This window comes from Streptomyces sp. AM8-1-1 (genome assembly GCF_032229325.1).
In the GTDB taxonomy this organism is placed as follows: domain Bacteria; phylum Actinomycetota; class Actinomycetes; order Streptomycetales; family Streptomycetaceae; genus Streptomyces; species Streptomyces achmelvichensis.
This window is the reverse complement of the sequence record NZ_CP135086.1, coordinates 2,108,753-2,126,649: the sequence shown is the minus strand read 5'-3', so window position 1 is coordinate 2,126,649 and position 17,897 is coordinate 2,108,753. Positions and strand designations below refer to the sequence as shown.

Annotated in this window: 13 protein-coding genes; 11 read left to right on the top strand and 2 right to left on the bottom strand. The window is 70.4% G+C overall.

The features are described from left to right. Window positions 1-199: 199 nt before the first annotated feature. Entirely contained in the window at window positions 200-2,380 is a 2,181-nt protein-coding gene (locus RPQ07_RS09570) for a RecQ family ATP-dependent DNA helicase (RefSeq protein WP_313943679.1), read from the bottom strand. A gap of 109 nt (window positions 2,381-2,489) precedes the next feature. Here RPQ07_RS09570 and RPQ07_RS09565 point away from each other — a divergent pair, with 109 nt between their 5' ends. The 6 genes from RPQ07_RS09565 to RPQ07_RS09540 all read left to right on the top strand — a co-directional run bounded on the left by RPQ07_RS09565 (window position 2,490) and on the right by RPQ07_RS09540 (window position 10,840). Then, window positions 2,490-3,866, top strand: coding sequence for a DUF4192 domain-containing protein (locus RPQ07_RS09565; RefSeq protein ID WP_313943678.1), 1,377 nt, complete (start codon window positions 2,490-2,492; stop codon window positions 3,864-3,866). A gap of 158 nt (window positions 3,867-4,024) precedes the next feature. Further along, window positions 4,025-4,789 carry an NUDIX hydrolase gene (locus tag RPQ07_RS09560; protein WP_313943677.1) on the top strand — a complete coding sequence of 255 codons (765 nt, stop codon included), beginning with the start codon at window positions 4,025-4,027 and terminating at the stop codon, window positions 4,787-4,789. 420 nt (window positions 4,790-5,209) lie between these two features. Beyond that, window positions 5,210-6,946 (top strand): ATP-binding cassette domain-containing protein, encoded by a 1,737-nt coding sequence (locus RPQ07_RS09555; RefSeq protein WP_313943676.1) that lies wholly within the window; start codon window positions 5,210-5,212, stop codon window positions 6,944-6,946. A 159-nt stretch (window positions 6,947-7,105) separates the two neighbouring features. Continuing rightward, on the top strand, window positions 7,106-7,993 hold the full coding sequence (locus tag RPQ07_RS09550) for a FadR/GntR family transcriptional regulator (RefSeq protein ID WP_313943675.1): 888 nt from the start codon (window positions 7,106-7,108) through the stop codon (window positions 7,991-7,993). A 334-nt stretch (window positions 7,994-8,327) separates the two neighbouring features. Further along, window positions 8,328-9,887, top strand: a complete 1,560-nt coding sequence (locus RPQ07_RS09545) for an RNA polymerase sigma factor (protein WP_313943674.1) — start codon at window positions 8,328-8,330, stop codon at window positions 9,885-9,887. A 137-nt stretch (window positions 9,888-10,024) separates the two neighbouring features. Further along, complete coding sequence (locus RPQ07_RS09540; protein WP_313943673.1) at window positions 10,025-10,840, top strand: serine protease; 816 nt, start codon at window positions 10,025-10,027, stop codon at window positions 10,838-10,840. 130 nt (window positions 10,841-10,970) lie between these two features. On the opposite strand, the gene RPQ07_RS09535 is transcribed toward RPQ07_RS09540, so the two are convergent. Next, window positions 10,971-11,201, bottom strand: coding sequence for a hypothetical protein (locus tag RPQ07_RS09535; protein ID WP_313943672.1), 231 nt, complete (start codon window positions 11,199-11,201; stop codon window positions 10,971-10,973). 433 nt (window positions 11,202-11,634) lie between these two features. On the opposite strand from RPQ07_RS09535, the gene RPQ07_RS09530 reads away from it, so the two are divergent. The 5 genes from RPQ07_RS09530 to RPQ07_RS09510 all read left to right on the top strand — a co-directional run bounded on the left by RPQ07_RS09530 (window position 11,635) and on the right by RPQ07_RS09510 (window position 17,879). After that, the gene (locus RPQ07_RS09530; RefSeq protein ID WP_313943671.1) at window positions 11,635-13,752 is read left to right on the top strand and encodes a DNA topoisomerase IV subunit B; all 2,118 of its coding nucleotides are present in this window, start codon (window positions 11,635-11,637) and stop codon (window positions 13,750-13,752) included. A gap of 101 nt (window positions 13,753-13,853) precedes the next feature. Continuing rightward, the gene (locus tag RPQ07_RS09525; RefSeq protein ID WP_313943670.1) at window positions 13,854-15,023 is read left to right on the top strand and encodes a sensor histidine kinase; all 1,170 of its coding nucleotides are present in this window, start codon (window positions 13,854-13,856) and stop codon (window positions 15,021-15,023) included. After that, window positions 15,020-15,694 (top strand): response regulator transcription factor, encoded by a 675-nt coding sequence (locus RPQ07_RS09520; RefSeq protein WP_313943669.1) that lies wholly within the window; start codon window positions 15,020-15,022, stop codon window positions 15,692-15,694. Before RPQ07_RS09525 ends, RPQ07_RS09520 begins: the two co-directional genes overlap by 4 nt. A 98-nt stretch (window positions 15,695-15,792) precedes the next feature. Then, window positions 15,793-16,290, top strand: coding sequence for a DUF485 domain-containing protein (locus tag RPQ07_RS09515; RefSeq protein ID WP_313943668.1), 498 nt, complete (start codon window positions 15,793-15,795; stop codon window positions 16,288-16,290). After that, on the top strand, window positions 16,287-17,879 hold the full coding sequence (locus RPQ07_RS09510; RefSeq protein ID WP_313943667.1) for a cation acetate symporter: 1,593 nt from the start codon (window positions 16,287-16,289) through the stop codon (window positions 17,877-17,879). The genes RPQ07_RS09515 and RPQ07_RS09510 overlap by 4 nt, the downstream gene beginning before the upstream one ends. The last annotated feature ends 18 nt before the right edge of the window (window positions 17,880-17,897 follow it).

Here is a 17,897-nt window from a genome sequence, read left to right as displayed (position 1 = left end):
GCGCCCACAGTGCGGGCAGGATCGGGTGGAGGCGCACCGCGGCACGGCTCATCCGGACCGCGAACGGGCCGTGCGGGGAGCGTTCCAATTCTCGCTGGCGCGTCGGCATGCGGCAACGAGCAATTTGGCGCCACCGGCGGGATTCGGCGGGTATGACGCAGATATCCCTGCCCATCGACAGCTTCTTTGACCCCTCCGGTCACGCCTGGACTGCAAGGACCAGCGGGAACACCCCCTTTGCACCGGCCCTGCGCAGCAACCGCGCCGCCACAGCCAGTGTCCAGCCGCTGTCCGAAAGATCATCGACCAGCAGCACGGGCCCGCCGGTCGCCGTCAGCGTTTCGGCCAGCTCGGCCGGCACCGTGAAGGCTTCATGCAGGGCCCGCACCCGCTGAGCGCTGTTGGTGCGCGAGATGCGGGTGTCCGTCGCCTCGGGTGCGTACTCGACGGAGCCCAGCAGCGGCATCCGCCCCACCTCGGCGATTCTGGCGCCCAGAGATCCGACCAGCTGTGGCTTGCTCCGCGATGCGACGGTCACGATGCCGACCGGACGCGCCGGTGCGTCCGGTGCACCCGATGCCCAGCCGCCGGGCCCCTTCGCCCAGTCGGCGAGGACCGTCACCACCGCGTTCACCACGTCGTCCGTCACCGGAGCGTCCGGCGACTGCGCGGTCAGCATCGGTCGCAGACGATTCCCCCAGCCGATGTCGGAGAGCCGGCCCAGCGCCCGCCCGGTGAAGGCCTGCTCGCCTTCCGGAATCCGGCCCTTGAGATTGACGCCCACCGCGGACAGACCGGTCGGCCACATCTTGCGGGGATCGAGGTCGACACCGGGCCTGCTCAACTCACCGCGAGCGGCGTCCAGCGCCGTGTCGGAGACCTTGTCGCTGAACCGGCCCCCCGCACAGTTGTCACAGCGGCCGCACGGAACCGCCTCCTCGTCGTCCAGCTGGCGCCGCAGGAACTCCATCCGGCAACCCGTCGACCGCGCGTACTCCCGCATCGCCTGCTGCTCGGCGTCCCGCTGCCGGGCCACCCACGCGTAGCGGTCGGCGTCGTACTGCCAGGGCCGGCCCGTGGTCGTCCAGCCGCCCTTCACCCGGCGCACCGCGCCGTCCACGTCCAGCACCTTGAGCATGGTCTCCAGGCGCGTACGCCGCAGTTCCACCAACGGCTCCAGCGCCGGCAGGGAAAGCGGCCTGTCCGCCTGCGCCAGCACATCGAGAGTGCGCCGCACCAACTCCTCCGGAGGAAAGGCGACCGATGCGAAGTACTGCCAGATCGCCTCGTCCTCCTTGCCGGGCAGCAGCAGCACTTCCGCGTGCTTCACCCCACGTCCCGCACGGCCCACCTGCTGGTAGTAGGCGATGGGCGACGACGGTGAACCCAGATGGACCACGAAACCGAGGTCGGGCTTGTCGAACCCCATCCCGAGCGCGGATGTGGCCACCAGCGCCTTGACGCGGTTGGCGAGGAGATCCTCCTCGGCCTGCTGGCGATCCGCGTTCTCCGTACGACCCGTGTACGAGGCCACCGTGTGCCCGCACTGGCGCAGATACGCCGTGACTTCCTCGGCCGCCGCGACCGTGAGGGTGTAGATGATCCCCGACCCCGGCAGCTCGCCGAGATGATCGGCGAGCCACGCAAGACGGGTGGCGGCATCGGGGAGCTGGAGCACACTCAGGCTGAGGCTCTCCCGATCCAGCGGGCCTCGCAGCACCAGGGCGTCCGTCCCCGCGCCCGTACCCAGCTGCTCCGCCACGTCCGCCGTCACCCGGGCATTGGCCGTCGCGGTGGTCGCCAGCACCGGCACCCCGGCCGGCAGCTCCGCCAGCATGGTCCGCAGCCGTCGGTAGTCGGGGCGGAAATCATGGCCCCAGTCGGAGATGCAGTGAGCCTCGTCCACCACCAGGAGGCCGGTGGCGGCGGCGAGCTTGGGCAGCACCTGGTCGCGGAAGTCCGGATTGTTCAGCCGCTCGGGGCTGACGAGCAGGACGTCGACCTCGCCCGCGGCCACCTCCTCCTGGACGGTGTCCCACTCCTCCGTGTTGGACGAATTGATCGTCCGGGCGCGGATGCCCGCCCGGGCCGCTGCGTCGACCTGGTTGCGCATGAGAGCGAGCAGCGGAGAGACGATCACGGTCGGGCCGCTGCCCTGCCCGCGCAGCAGCGCCGTCGCGACGAAGTACACCGCCGACTTCCCCCAGCCGGTCCGCTGCACCACCAGGGCCCGGCGCTTGTCGGCGACGAGCGCCTCGATCGCCCGCCACTGGTCCTCGCGCAGCCGGGCCGTGCCCGAACTGTCCGAGACGAGGCGGGCGAGCACGGCGTCGGCCGAGGCCCTGAGGTCCGCGGAATCCGCGAGGTCTGCGTTGGTCATGACCCCATGCAACCCGATGGCACCGACAAACCGCGAATGAGCCGCCAGCCTGTGGATAACGTTATCCACAGGGGTCGCGGACGGTGATCTCCCGCGAGACCGTCATGCCATGAACAAGCACCACGAACCCGTCCACCGCACCGACGACCAGCAGATCACCCTGCGCGGCCCCGCCGAACTGGCCGACGCGCTTCCGTACATGATGGGTTTTCACCCCACCGACTCCATTGTGATCGTCGCCCTGCACGGCAGCCGCGGCCGCTTCGGAGGCCGGGTGAGGCTCGGCATTCCCCGCTCGCAGCGTGAATGGTCACCCGTGGCACAGCAGCTCGCGGAATGCCTGATCGAAGGGAGCGAACGGCGAGGGTCGCGTCCCGACGGCTTCGTCGTCTACCTCTGCCAGGACCCTGCCGAAGGCGAGACGAGCCGAAGCGTGATGGAGCGACTGCGCCCTCTCGCCCAGCGGCTGCGGACCGCTTGCGGTTCCCTCGACGTGCCCGTCTACGAGGCGCTGTGCATCTCCGACGGACGCTTCTGGTCCTACTGCTGCCCCGACGAACGCTGCTGCCCGCCGGAAGGGAAGAGGCTCGCCATCCCCGGCACATCGGTGATGGCGGCCGCCGCGGCCTACGCCGGGGTCCACGTGCGCGGATCACTGCGCGAGATGGAGGCGCGACTCGCACCCACGACGGCTCCGTCGGCCGGCGCCCAGGCGAAAGCGCTCGACAAGGCGGGAGCAGCACTCGTGCCGAGGATCCTCGACGAACTGGGACGCAAGCAGGTGGCCGCGGAGACGCTCACCCTGGCCCGGACGCTCATGGCACGCATCGCCGGGGCGCCCTGGACCTCCAGCAGGTCGCAGACCGACGCCACCGACGACGCACTCCTCAGCCACGACGAAGCCGCCGCCATGATTCTCGGACTGCAGGACCGGGAGACCCGGGACCGCGCAGCGGAGTGGATGGAGGGCCCCGACGCGGATTCGGCCCTGCGCCTGTGGCGGGCCCTGTGCCGGCGATGCGTCGCCCCGTATGCCGAGCACGCCACAGCCCCCCTCACCCTCGCGGGCTGGGTCGCGTGGTCCACCGGGGACGAGCCCAGTGCCCGCGTCGCTCTCGGACTCGCCCTGCGCCTCGACGATCAGTACGTCTTCGCCCGCCTCCTCCACCAGGCCTGCAACGAGGGCCTGGACCCGGAGACCCTGCGCAACTGCCTCCGTAGGGAGCGCACTTCACGAGAGGAGCTCCAGAGCGCCGCCGACGGAGAAAGCGGGCGTATCCACGAGACACCTGACCAGCCGCAGACCCCCGACGCTGCCGGGCGGCGCGGGCGCCCGCGCACCCGGCAGGCCCGAGCCCCGATCGGCACCCGGCCCCGCCGGCCCGCGAAGACGGCCTCCGCGTCGGCGCACCCCCGTAAGGCAGCAGGTCAGCGCAGCCCGGACAGTCGGCGCGACGGCCGGCAGGACTCACGGAGCGAGCCATGACAGCCGCTGGCTGCCCGGCATGATCGAGGAGGCAGCGCCGGGCCTCCGACTGGGGGTGTGAGCGGGTGGGCGGGGTGGGTGGGGAAGGGGGGGAGGAAAGCGCCCCCCACCCCGACGAAACGAGTGTTTATCGTCAGGCAGACGACTATGATCACGGCATGCCTCCCTACGACCCGTCGGCCTACCCCCCTTTTGCTGTCACCGTCGATCTGGTCGTGCTCACCGTGCGTCGGCATGCGCTCTGCGCGCTGGTCGTTCGCCGCGGGGAGCCGCCGTTCCAGGGCCGGTGGGCGCTGCCCGGTGGCTTTGTCCGCGGGGACGAGGATCTGTCGGCGGCCGCGGCACGTGAGCTCTCCGAGGAGACGGGCCTGTGCGTCCACGACCCCTTGTCGCCGGCCCCCGGCAATGGTGCGCACCTCGAGCAGCTCGCCACCTATGGCGATCCGAAACGGGACCCGAGGATGCGGGTCGTCAGCGTCGCCCATCTGGTTCTGGCTCCCGATCTGCCGGCTCCCCGGGCCGGCGGGGACGCGAACAGTGCGCGGTGGGCGCCGGTCGAGGACCTTCTCGGCCAGGAGAGCGGGTTCGCGCGGGAGGGTGAGTCGGCGGCTCCGCTGGCGTTCGACCACGCGCGGATTCTGGGGGACGGGGTGGAGCGGGCGCGCTCCAAGATCGAGTACTCGTCGCTGGCCACAGCCTTCTGCCCGCCCGAGTTCACCGTCGGTGAGCTGCGCAGGGTGTACGAGGCGGTGTGGGGTGTCGCTCTGGACCCGAGAAACTTCCACCGCAAGGTGACCGGCACGCCAGGGTTCCTTGTCCCGGCGGGCGGCACGACCACTCGTCAGGGCGGCCGGCCCGCGCAGCTCTTCCGGGCGGGTGGGGCCACCGTGCTGAACCCGCCGATGCTGCGTCCGGAAGTCTGACACCGCCGCGGCGCGTCCGACCGCGTCACGCCCGGGCCGCCGCGCCAAGGACCCGGGTGCCCCGCCCACGCCGCCGGTCTGAGCCTCCCGCGGCCCCCGCCCCGCTCCGGCGGCCCTCCAACCCAGCCCGATCCGCACGCCTCGCCCGCACGCCCCTCCCGCATGCCCCGCACCCTCAGGGCACGCGCCGCCGCCTGACACCTTGCCCGCTCCGACCCGCACGGGCCCCCCACACCCCCCTGCGGGCACCCCCATCGCCCCAACCCCGCCGTCCTGCGCCCCGCGCTGCCTGACACCCGCGCTGCCTGACACCCGCCGAGTCACCCCTCCACCCTGCGCCAAAAGTCCAAAATGTCGCGTTATCTTGCTGCGGTAGCCCCACGCCGCCGAGCGGTACACCGCTCCTCCGCGAGAGAACAGATGCTCCAGGCCATCGGACTGACCAGTGCCCACCGGCGGGACCTCCCGCCCGCCGTCGACGACCTCACCTTCGAGGCGCGGCCCGGCCAGGTCACGGCCCTCCTCGGGGCGGACGGTTCCGGCAAGTCGACGGCACTGCGCCTGATGCTCGAACTCGAACCGGGCCGCGGCATCACCTACTTCCGCGGCAACCCCCTGCATCGCATCGCCCACCCCGCCCGCGAGGTCGGGGTACTCCTCGGCGACGTGCCCGGCCATCCCGCACGCACCGCCCGAGGTCAGCTCCGTATGCTCTGCGCCGCCGCCGGCGTGCCGGTGGCAAGGGCCGACGAGATGCTCGACGTCGTCGGGCTCGCAGGTCTCGGCGCCCAGCAACTCGGTACGCTCTCGCGCGGGATGGACCGCAGACTCGGCCTCGCCTCCGCCCTGTTGGGCGACCCGCAGACCCTCATCCTCGACGAGCCCGGCAAGGGCCTCGCCCCGCGCGAGACGGGCTGGTTGTACACCCTGCTGCGCGAGCACGCCGAACAGGGCGGAACCGTGCTCTGTACGACGAGCGACCCCAGAGAGGCGGCCCGCCTCGCGGATCATGTCGTCACCCTCGACGGCGGGCGGCTCGTCGGGGACCAGGACGCCCGGGAGTTCTCCCGCACGCGGCTGCGCCCCCGGGTCGCCGTCCGCACCCCCCACGCGGCGCGTCTCGCCGCCGTCGTGCAGCGCGAGGCGCGGGCCGCCCAGCGGTCGGTCGAAGTGGTGACCGAGGCCAGCAACCGGCTCTCGGTCTACGGCAGCAGCTGTGCCGAGATCGGTGAAACGGCCTTCCGGCACGGCGTGCTCGTACACCGGCTCACCGACGAGATCGGTGACACCGGCCTCGCGTCCCCGGTTGCCGGGGACGCCGAAGTCGCGGCAGGGGCACGGCCGACGCCGCCCGCCGCCGGCCCTCCGCCGCTGCCCCGCCCCGCCACCAGCCCTGTCAGGCCGCTGCGTTACGAACTGCTGCGGCTCCTCGGCGTGCGTACTCCCGCCGTCATCCTCGCCGTCGTCATCCTCGTCTCCCTCGCCGCCTGCATCCTGCTCGCCCGCTCCCGGACCATGCCGCTGCCGGTCGTGCTCGCCGCCTGGCCGCCGTTCTTCCCGCTGCCGCCCGCGGCCTTCGGTGCCGGGCTGATCGGGGCCCTGTCCTTCGGTGAGGAGTTCCGCCACCCCGCGCTCGCCACCGCCCGAGGCACCGTCCCGCGCCGACTCGGGCTGCTGATCGCCAAACTCATGGTCACCGCCACTGCCGCCCTGCTGCTGGCGCTCGTCGTCGTGGTGGCAGACGCCCAGGCTCTGCGCGTCGTCTACGGGAGCGATGTCACCGACCTGCCACGGAACTGGCCCGCGCTGGCGGCCGGTTGGGGCGGTCTCTCCGTCGGCTGCGCCTGGGCCGGTCTGCTCGCGGCGGGAGTCTTCCGCGTCACGGCCGCCGGAGTGGCCGCCGTGCTCGCCGTGCCGATCATCATTGCCCCACTGGTGCAGAAGGCGATCATCGGACCGTCCGTGCGTTCGATCGCCGGAATCTCCGGGAGACTTCGCGAACTGACCTGGGTGCGGCTTCCCCGGCAGGCCGACGACCTGGTCATGGCCGGGGTGCGGGTCCTCGCCCAACCCGTCGGAGCCGCACTGGTCTTGTCGTTGTCGGTCCTGATCTGCGCATATATGGTCACCGGCCTTCGCCGTCGGGCACCTTGGTGATCATGAGCGACCGCGGAGCGGGCTTCTGCTCACAACTCCCTTGAGTGCGCCCGTTTCCTTCCGATAAGGCGTCAATTGCGGGGCGAGCGCCGATCACCCTTTCGTGTGCTTTTCACCAAAGACCTCAAGGGCTGCCGGAGCCTCGCCGACAAAGGATGCGTGAGTACCCTTGCGCACACCATGATGACCGCCGCCCGCCCCGCCGATTCGGGCCTCGCAGGACCGGGCGAACTCGACCGCTACCCCTACCCGGAGTCCCCGGGTGTCGACCGCGTCGGCCCGCCCTCCTGGGAGGGTTCGGAATCGGAGTTGGGCCGGGTCGGCCGCCGCGCGGCAGGCAACCGGGGCCGCGGGCTGCACGGCCAACTCGTGCAACAGCTCGGCCAGATGATTGTTTCCGGGGATCTGGGTGCCGACCGCCCGCTCGTTCCCGAGGAGATCGGCCAGCGTTTCGAGGTCTCCCGCACCGTCGTCCGTGAGTCACTGCGCGTCCTCGAGGCGAAGGGCCTCGTCAGCGCCCGCCCCAATGTCGGCACCAGGGTCCGGCCCGTCAGCGACTGGAATCTTCTGGACGCCGACATCATCGAGTGGCGCGCCTTCGGTCCGCAGCGTGACGATCAGCGTCGCGAGCTCTCCGAGCTGCGCTGGACCATCGAGCCCCTCGCCGCCCGTCTCGCCGCCGGCCACGGCCGTGAGGACATCCAGCAGCGGCTCTCCGACATGGTCGAGATCATGGGCCACGCCCTTGCCCAGGGTGACGGCATCACGTTCTCGCGGGCCGACACCGAATTCCATGCCCTGCTCATCCAGCTCGCCGGGAACCGCATGCTGGAGCACCTCTCCGGCATCGTCTCGGCGGCCCTCCAGGTCTCCGGCGGTCCGGTCACGGGCTGTGACCGCCCGAACGAGGCCTCTCTGGCGCACCACGGCCGTATCGTCGAAGCTCTCGCGGCCGGGGACGCGCCCGGCGCCGAGTCCGCCATGCGTCAACTGTTGACCGTTCATCCGGAGGTGGAGCGCGTCGTGCCCGCCCCTCGCGAGCACTGATCCGCTCACGGCCGGAACGCAGAGGCGTACGCACCGCGTGTCGCCGGATTCCACGGGGGTCCGGCGGCACGATTGTGTGGGGAACGCCTGTTCTGGTCGTTTCGCGGAGAATGGGGTGTGACTCGGGCCACGCGGATTGGGCGTAACACTCCTCGAAACAGTGCGATGACCTAAGAGGTGGCAGCCGAGGAGGGAATACAGCAGTCGTTCACGGCGCTGTCGAGTTCCAAGGTTCCGCCCGCGCCACCGGCACATCCGCAGCCAGGTGGTCGTCGGCTCCGGCCCGATCATGGGCGGGGCCGGAAGCCGTTTCCATCGTTCCGAGAGGTTGTTCGTGTCGGCCAGCACATCCCGTACGCTCCCGCCGGAGATCGCCGAGTCCGAGTCTGTGATGGCGCTCATCGAGCGGGGAAAGGCTGATGGGCAGATCGCCGGCGATGACGTGCGTCGGGCCTTCGAGGCTGACCAGATTCCGCCAACCCAGTGGAAGAATGTTCTGCGCAGCCTCAACCAGATCCTCGAGGAAGAGGGTGTGACGCTGATGGTCAGTGCCGCGGAGTCGCCGAAGCGCGCCCGCAAGAGCGTCGCTGCGAAGAGCCCGGCAAAGCGCACCGCCACCAAGACCGTCGCGGCCAAGACCGCCACGGCGAAAACTGTCGCCGCCTCCGCGGCGCCGACGGCCGAGTCCGTCGACGTCCAGGCCGGCGACGAGGTCTCGGAGGCCGCGCCTGCCAAGAAGGCGGCCGCCAAGAAGACGGTTGCGAAGAAGACGGCGGCCAAGAAGACCGCCGCCAAGAAGACCGTGGCGAAGAAGGCCACGTCGAAGAAGGACTCCGACGAGCCCGCCGAGGGCGAGGAGCTCGTCGACGAGGCACAGCCCGGAGCCAAGGGCGAAGAGGAAGAGACCGAGGGCGAGAGCAAGGGCTTCGTCCTGTCCGACGACGACGAGGACGACGCGCCCGCACAGCAGGTCGCGGTCGCCGGCGCCACCGCCGACCCGGTCAAGGACTACCTGAAGCAGATCGGCAAGGTCCCCCTCCTCAACGCCGAGCAGGAGGTCGAGCTCGCCAAGCGCATCGAGGCCGGCCTGTTCGCCGAGGACAAGCTGGCGAACTCCGACAAGCTGGCGCCGAAGCTCAAGCGCGAGCTGGAGATCATCGCCGAGGACGGCCGCCGCGCCAAGAACCACCTGCTGGAGGCCAACCTCCGGCTGGTCGTCTCGCTGGCCAAGCGCTACACCGGTCGCGGCATGCTCTTCCTGGACCTCATCCAGGAGGGCAACCTCGGTCTGATCCGCGCGGTCGAGAAGTTCGACTACACCAAGGGCTACAAGTTCTCCACGTACGCCACCTGGTGGATCCGTCAGGCCATCACCCGCGCCATGGCCGACCAGGCCCGCACCATCCGTATCCCGGTGCACATGGTCGAGGTCATCAACAAGCTCGCGCGTGTGCAGCGCCAGATGCTCCAGGACCTGGGCCGCGAGCCCACCCCGGAGGAGCTGGCCAAGGAACTCGACATGACCCCCGAGAAGGTCATCGAGGTCCAGAAGTACGGCCGTGAGCCGATCTCCCTGCACACCCCGCTGGGCGAGGACGGCGACAGCGAATTCGGTGACCTCATCGAGGACTCCGAGGCGGTCGTCCCGGCCGACGCGGTCAGCTTCACCCTGCTGCAGGAGCAGCTCCACTCGGTGCTCGACACGCTCTCCGAGCGTGAGGCCGGTGTCGTCTCCATGCGCTTCGGTCTCACCGACGGTCAGCCGAAGACGCTGGACGAGATCGGCAAGGTCTACGGCGTGACGCGGGAGCGGATTCGCCAGATCGAATCGAAGACGATGTCGAAGCTGCGCCACCCGTCGCGTTCGCAGGTGCTGCGCGACTACCTCGACTAGTCGGCACAGTTGATTTTCGGTCGTTCGAGGGCCCGGATCCCGTCAGGGATCCGGGCCCTCGGCCTGTGTGAGGGTGCGCCTGCGGTCGACCTGCGTGACTCTGAGTGGACTCCATTCACGCAGAGTCAGGAGGCCGTATGCGTCGTCCCCTCGTCCGAGCCTTGACAGGGGCGCTGGCCCTCATGTCCTCGGCGGTTCTCGCGCCCCTGGCGGCGTCCGTCCCGGCAGCCGCCGACGGCGTCGTCGTGGGTGGCTCCCCGGTACGCGCCGCCGACAGTCCCTGGGTGGTGGCCCTCTCCAGCCGTGACCGGTTCGGAGGAACCCGCGCGGGTCAGTTCTGCGGCGGCGTCGTGGTGGCGCCGACCAAGGTGATGACCGCGGCGCACTGCCTGAGCCGGACCGTGCTGGGCCAGAAGGTGAGCGACGTCGCGGACCTGCGGGTCATCGCCGGACGGTCGGCGCTGGCCGGCGCGGGCGGGCAGGAGATCGCCGTCAGTGACAGCTGGGTCTCGCCCCGTTACGACCCTGCGACCAACAGTGCGGATATGGCGGTGTTGACGCTGGCGAAGGCCCTCCCGGCGTCCTTCGTCCTGCCGCTGGCGGGTGCCGGTGACGCCGCGTACGCGCCGGGCACCAGCGCCACCGTCTACGGATGGGGCGACATGAGCGGCAGCGGCCTCTACGCCTCGTCGCTGCGTGCCGCCCCGGTGACCGTCCTGTCGGACGGGACCTGCGAGCAGGCCTATCCCGGCGGTCTGGGGGGCCGCTACGTGGCTTCCACGATGCTCTGCGCCGGAGACCCTCGAGGAGGCCACGACGCCTGTCAGGGGGACAGTGGAGGCCCGCTGGTGGCCCAGGGCCGCCTCATCGGGCTGGTGTCCTGGGGGAGCGGCTGCGGGCGGGCCGACAGTCCGGGGGTGTACACGCGGGTCTCCGCGGTGTCCGGGACCTGAAAGGCCTCCGGGTCAGAACGGACCGCTGACGCGGTCACGGTACGAGAGCGGGCGGCCGCCCCTGGTGTTCAGGGGCTGCCGCCCGTCAGCCGGTCCTGGACCGACCTTGGCTCGTCGTGGATGTGAGGTATCAGTGATCCTCTTCACCGACGGCGGCCGGTACGGCCGTGAGTCGGTCGGTCTCATCCTGTATTTCTGCGGCGATCTTCTTGAGTTCCGGCTCGAACTTGCGTCCATGGTGGGCGCAGAAGAGCAGTTCACCGCCGCTGGTCAGGACGACACGCAGATAGGCCTGCGCACCGCAGCGGTCGCAGCGGTCACCGGCCGTCAGCGGGCTCGCGGGGGTCAGAACAGTAGTCACGTCGCCTCTTCTCTAGCTCGACGAGCTGTCGTACCAGGGTCAACATCCAACCAGCCCGAAAACGTTCCCGCTCGGGGCTTTTCCTCGAAACTTCTTCTCGAGGTAGCTGTCTGCTGCCGGTTGGCGGCGAATGAGCCGTATTGCTTCGCTCTACGGATTTCGCGTTGCTTGTCTCGATTGGCCCTCCCGGCTGGGTTGCCGGTTGTTGATGAGGACGTGCCCGGAGCCTAAATGGTTCATGCCTCGAAGGGAACGTGATGTACGCGTCACCCCATCGAGGGATCGAACATGTATGCGAGGCTGGACTAGCATGAAAAATCACGTGGGTGGCGTTACATCGGCTCTACCAGGCCTCGGTACCCTCTGACCGGCGACCGACGCCGGGCCTCTACCCCACTTGGCCACATCTGAAATTCAGCGAGGAGCGAACCGCGTGACCGCCGAAACGTCCGTGCCGTCCAGTGCGGTACTGACCGCAGACCGTGACGGGTCCAACTACACCGCGCGGCACCTGCTCGTCCTCGAAGGGCTCGAAGCGGTCCGCAAGCGCCCCGGCATGTACATCGGGTCGACCGACAGCCGCGGTCTGATGCACTGTCTCTGGGAGATCATCGACAACTCCGTCGACGAGGCTCTCGGTGGCTATTGCGACCACATCGAAGTGATCCTGCACGACGACAGCTCCGTCGAGGTCCGGGACAACGGCCGGGGCATCCCGGTCGACGTGGAGCCCAAGACCGGCCTGTCCGGCATCGAGGTCGTGATGACCAAGCTGCACGCCGGCGGCAAGTTCGGCGGTGGCTCCTACGCCGCCTCCGGCGGTCTGCACGGCGTGGGTGCGTCCGTGGTCAACGCGCTCTCGGCCCGCCTCGACGTCGAGGTCGACCGCAACAGCGCCACCCACGCGATCAGCTTCCGCCGCGGTGTGCCCGGCATCTTCACCGAGCAGGGCCCCGACGCCCCCTTCGACCCGGCGAACGGCCTGCTGAAGGGCAAGCGGGTACCCAAGGCCCGTACCGGCACCCGTGTGCGGTACTGGGCGGACCGCCAGATCTTCCTCAAGGACGCCAAGCTCAACCTGGACACGCTCCACCAGCGCGCCCGCCAGACCGCCTTCCTGGTGCCTGGTCTCACCATCGTCGTGCGCGACGAGCGGGACCTGGAGGGCCAGGGCAAGAGCGAGGAGATCTTCCGCTTCGACGGAGGCATCAGCGAGTTCTGCGAGTACCTCGCCCAGGACAAGGCCGTCTGCGACGTCGTGCGGCTCAACGGCACCGGCAGCTTCAAGGAGACCGTCCCGGTCCTGGACGACCGCGGCCACATGACCCCTACCGAGGTCACCCGTGAGCTCGGCGTCGACATCGCGCTGCGCTGGGGCACGGGCTACGACAGCACGGTCAAGTCCTTCGTGAACATCATCGCCACCCCCAAGGGCGGCACCCACGTCAGCGGCTTCGAGCGCTCGCTGACCCGGACGGTGAACGAAGTGCTCCGTTCGGCCAAGATGCTGCGCGTCGCCGAGGACGACATCGTCAAGGACGACGCCCTGGAGGGCATCACCGCGGTCGTCACGGTCCGGCTGGCGGAGCCCCAGTTCGAGGGCCAGACCAAGGAGGTGCTGGGCACCTCGGCCGCCAACAGGATCGTCGCAGCCGTCGTCGCCAAGGAGCTCAAGGCCTTCCTGACCTCCACCAAGCGGGACGCGAAGGCGCAGGCCAGGGCCGTCCTGGAGAAGGCCGTCTCCGCCGCGCGCACCCGGATCGCCGCCCGGCAGCACAAGGAGGCGCAGCGCCGGAAGACGGCCCTGGAGTCGTCCTCGCTGCCGGCCAAGCTCGCCGACTGCCGCAGCGACGACGTGGAGCGCAGCGAGCTCTTCATCGTCGAGGGGGACTCCGCGCTCGGTACCGCCAAGCTCGCTCGGAACAGCGAGTTCCAAGCGCTGCTGCCGATCCGCGGAAAGATCCTCAACGTTCAGAAGTCGTCCGTGTCGGACATGCTGAAGAACGCCGAGTGCGGCGCGATCATCCAGGTCATAGGAGCCGGTTCGGGCCGGACGTTCGACATCGACGCCGCCCGCTACGGAAAGATCGTGCTGCTCGTCGACGCCGACGTCGACGGAGCCCACATCCGCTGCCTGCTGCTGACCTTGTTCCAGCGCTACATGCGCCCGATGGTGGAGGCGGGCCGGGTCTTCGCCGCGGTCCCGCCGCTGCACCGGATCGAGCTGGTCCAGCCCAAGAAGGGCCAGGACAAGTACGTCTACACCTACTCCGACAACGAGCTGCGGCAGACCCTGCTGGAGTTCCAGCGCAAGGGGGTCCGCTTCAAGGACTCCATCCAGCGCTACAAGGGTCTCGGCGAGATGGACGCCGACCAGCTGGCGGAGACGACGATGGACCCGCGTCACCGCACGCTGCGCCGGATCAACATCGGTGACCTCGACTCCTCCGAGCAGGTCTTCGACCTGCTGATGGGCAACGAGGTCGCGCCCCGCAAGGAATTCATCACCAGCTCCGCGGCCACGCTGGACCGGTCCCGGATCGACGCCTGATCCACCGTCCGCCCACCCAGGGGTGGAGCCGCCGGCTCCACCCCTGAGCCGATTCCGGGCGGCGGCCCTCCTCCGTAGCATCGAGGCGACGGAGGAGGGGCATGAATGTGCTGAGCAGCAGAGGGACCGCGTGGCCCACGCGGGAGTCGCTGTCCCGGATCGGTGTGCCGCGCACCCGCGCGGTCCTCGACGGCATCGTGCTCGCCGGACTGGCCACCTGGGCGCTGGCCGGCTCCTACGCCTCGGGCGCCTTCAGCGGCCTGGAGACGGTCCTGCCGCCCGTCGGGCTGCTGCTCTGCGCCGGCGCCTTCCTCGCTTTCCACGAGACGACCCTCAAGCACCGGCTGCTGCCGTCCCTCGGCATGCTGCTCGTCCTCGCCGGGGTGGGCTGGGGGGCGTACGCGGAGGGCGCCGAGGTGGCCGCGGCCGTCCCGTGGATCACGGCGGCCATCCTGGCGATGGAGCGGCTGCCGCTCGCGTACGGCCTGGCCACCGGGGTGCTGATGGTCGGCTCCTTCGCGATGATGCAGCAGGGCGGACCGCTCGGCTCGGTCATCACCGTCGCCGCGATCCTCTTCGGTGGCTATTCGCTCCGGCTGGACGGGCAGGCCCGCGGTGCGGGGTTCCGGCTGCTCGCACAGGAGCGGGCCGCGCGCGAGGCCGAGGCCGTCTCGGCGGCTCTCGGGGAACGCGCGCGGATCGCCAGGGAGATCCACGACGTCCTCGCCCACAGTCTCTCCGCGCAGCTCGTGCACCTGGAGGCCGCCCGGATCCAGATCGAGAGAGAGCCGGAAGGACCTTTCCGCGACCGGATCCTGGAGCGGGTGGTCGCGGCCCGCGGCATGGCGCGCGAAGGGCTCGCCGAGACCAGACAGGCGCTGTCCGCGCTCCGTGGCGAGATGGTGCCCGTCGAGGACTTCCTGCGGGAGCCGGCCGTCGCGGACGGAGCCGCGACCGAGGTGAGGGGCGCCCCGAGGCTGCTGACCGCCGAGGCTTCACAAGCTGTACGCAGGGTGGCCCAGGAGGCCCTCACGAACGCGCGCAAGCACGCCCCCGGCGCCACGGTGCGGGTGCTGCTCGCCTACGAGACGGACCACGTGATGCTGGAAGTACGGGATTCGGGCACGGCCGAGAAGACGGGCGAGCTCGGGGCCTCCGGGTCCGGGTACGGTCTGCTGGGAATGCGCGAGCGGGCCGAACTCCTCGGCGGCAGCCTGGAGGCGGGACCGGAGGGAGAGGGTTTCGTGGTGCGGCTGCGAGTGCCGGCATGAGCGAGCAGAACGCCAGAGTGATCGTCGCCGACGACCAGGCGGTGGTGCGCGAGGGGATCGTGATGCTGCTGGGGCTGCTGCCCGGCATCGAGGTCGTCGGCTCGGCGAAGGACGGCGACGAAGCGGTCGCCCTGGTCGCCGAACTCGCCCCCGATGTCGTGCTGATGGATCTCCGGATGCCCCGCTGCGACGGGGTCGAGGCCACGCGCCGGATCCGCAGCGAGTACCCCGCGACCCAGATCGTGGTGCTGACGACGTACGCCGACGACGAGTCCCTCTTCCCCGCTCTGCGGGCGGGAGCGCGCGGCTATCTCACCAAGGACGCCGACGGCGACGAGATCGTCCGGGCGATCCAGGACGTCATGGCCGGGCGGGCCGGGCTCTCACCGGTCGTCCAGCGCCGTCTGCTGGAGCAGGTCACCGCCGCCGGCCCGCCGGCCGCGCCGCAGCTGCCCGACGGGCTGACCGCCCGTGAGGGCGAGGTGCTCACCCTCATCGCGGAAGGGCTCACCAACGCCGAGATCGCCCGCCGGCTGCACATCTCCACCGCCACCGTGAAGACCCACATCAACAACCTGTTCTCGAAGGCCGATCTGCACGACCGCGCCCAGGCCGTGCGCTACGCCTATCGGGAAGGTCTGGCGCAGCCACCTGGGACGAGCGTCACCTGATGGGGTGAAGACCGGCGGGAGAAGAGTCCGGGATCTTCCCGCTCTGTCCATCCTTGGGCACGCGGCCGAAACGGTTCGCTGACAAGGAGAGTTGATCGGTGGAGAAGCAGGACGGGCAGGACGCCGCCGCGGTGCGGCTCGACGACCCGTGGTACGACGCACTGGCCGCCGGCTGGGGCGAACTGGACAGCACGGGTGCGCCCGCCACCGCCGTACCGGTCCAGCCCGTGGAGCGGGCCGCCGACCGGCCCGGGACCGCGGAGATCTACCTGGAGGTGCACCGCAGCGCCGCCTTCCAGGAGGTCCGCAGCCGCTACCGCCGCTTCGTCGTCCCTGCCGCCCTCGCCTTCCTCCTCTGGTACCTGGCCTACGTCGTGGCGGCCACCGCAGCCCCCGGTCTGATGGCCCGGCCCGTCGTGGGCGCCGTTAACGTGGCCATGGTCGCGGGCCTCGGCCAGTTCCTCACCACGTTCCTGCTGACCTGGGCGTACGCCCGCCATGCGCGACTGCGCCGGGACCGGGCCGCGCTCGATCTGCGCTGGACCGTGTTCGACCGGGCGCGGGCGCAGGAGACGTCCCGGGGGAGCGAGCGGTGACCGGCGACCACCAGACCCTGGCGCTGCTGCTGTTCAGCGCGTTCATCGCGGTCACGCTCGGCATCACCACGTGGGTGAGCCGCAACAGACACGGCTCGGCGGAGGAGTTCTACGCCGGCGGCCGGCTGTTCTCCCCGATGGAGAACGGCTTCGCCATCGCCGGCGACTACATGTCCGCCGCCTCCTTCCTCGGCATCTCCGGTCTGATCGCGCTCTACGGGTACGACGGCATGCTCTACTCCGTCGGCTTCCTCGTGGCCTGGCTGGTCGTGCTGCTGTTCGTCGCCGAACTCGTGCGCAACTGCGGCCGGTTCACCCTCGCCGATGTCATCGCGTCGAGGATGCGCGAGCGCCCGGTGCGTATCGCGTCGGGTACGTCGGCGGTCACCGTGTCGGTGCTCTACCTGGTGGCGCAGATGGTCGGCGCCGGCAGTCTCGTCGCGCTGCTCCTCGGCGGCACCAGTGAGGCCGCTCAGTCCTGGACGGTGATCGGCGTGGGCGCGCTGATGGTCATCTATGTGTCGTTCGGCGGCATGCGGGCGACGACCTGGATCCAGATCGTCAAGGCCGTGCTGCTGATGGCGGGTGCGATCGCCATGACGCTGCTCGTCCTCGCCCGCTTCCATGGCGATGTGAACCACCTGCTCAACACCGCCGCCGAACGCAGCGGCCACGGCAAGGACTTCCTCGCGCCCGGCCTGCGGTACGGCGGGGACTGGACCGCGCGACTGGACTTCATCAGCCTCGGTCTCGCGCTCGTCCTGGGCACGGCCGGCCTGCCGCACATCCTGTCGCGGTTCTACACCGTGCCCACCGCGCGGGCCGCCCGCCGTTCGGTGGTCTGGTCGATCGGCCTCATCGGCAGCTTCTATCTGATGACGATCGTGCTCGGTTTCGGTGCCGCCGCCGTGCTCGGCACCGAGGAGGTCCGTGCCTCGAACGCCGCGGGGAACACGGCCGTACCGCTGCTCGCCCTGGACCTCGGAGGCGGCGCGGGCTCCACCGGAGGCACGGTGCTGTTCGCGGTGGTCGCCGCCGTCGCCTTCGCGACGATCCTGGCGGTGGTCGCCGGCATCACCCTGGCGTCGTCGGCCTCGGTCGCCCACGATCTGTACGCCTCGCTCAAGCGCCGGCACGCCAAGCAGCGCAGCGAGGTCGCGGTCGCGCGGCTCGCCGCCGCCGGGATCGGTGCCGTGGCGATCGCCCTCGGCCTGCTGGCCCGCGATCTGAACGTGGCGTTCCTGGTCGGCCTGGCCTTCGCGGTCGCCGCCTCCGCCAATCTGCCCGTCCTGCTCTACTCGCTGTTCTGGCGGAACTTCACGACGCGCGGCGCCGTCTGGTCGGTGTACGGGGGACTGATCCCCGCCATGCTGCTGGTGGTGCTCTCACCGGTGGTCTCCGGCACCCCGGAGTCCCTGTTCCCGGGAGTCGACTTCCATGTCTTCCCGCTGCAGAACCCGGGCGTGATCTCCATTCCGCTGGGCTTCCTCGCGGGCTGGATCGGCACCGTCACCTCCTCGGAGCCCCCGGACGACGCCCGGCACGCCGAGACGGAGGTACGGGCGCTGACCGGCGCGGGCGCGGTCTGACGCGCGGCGCATCCGCCG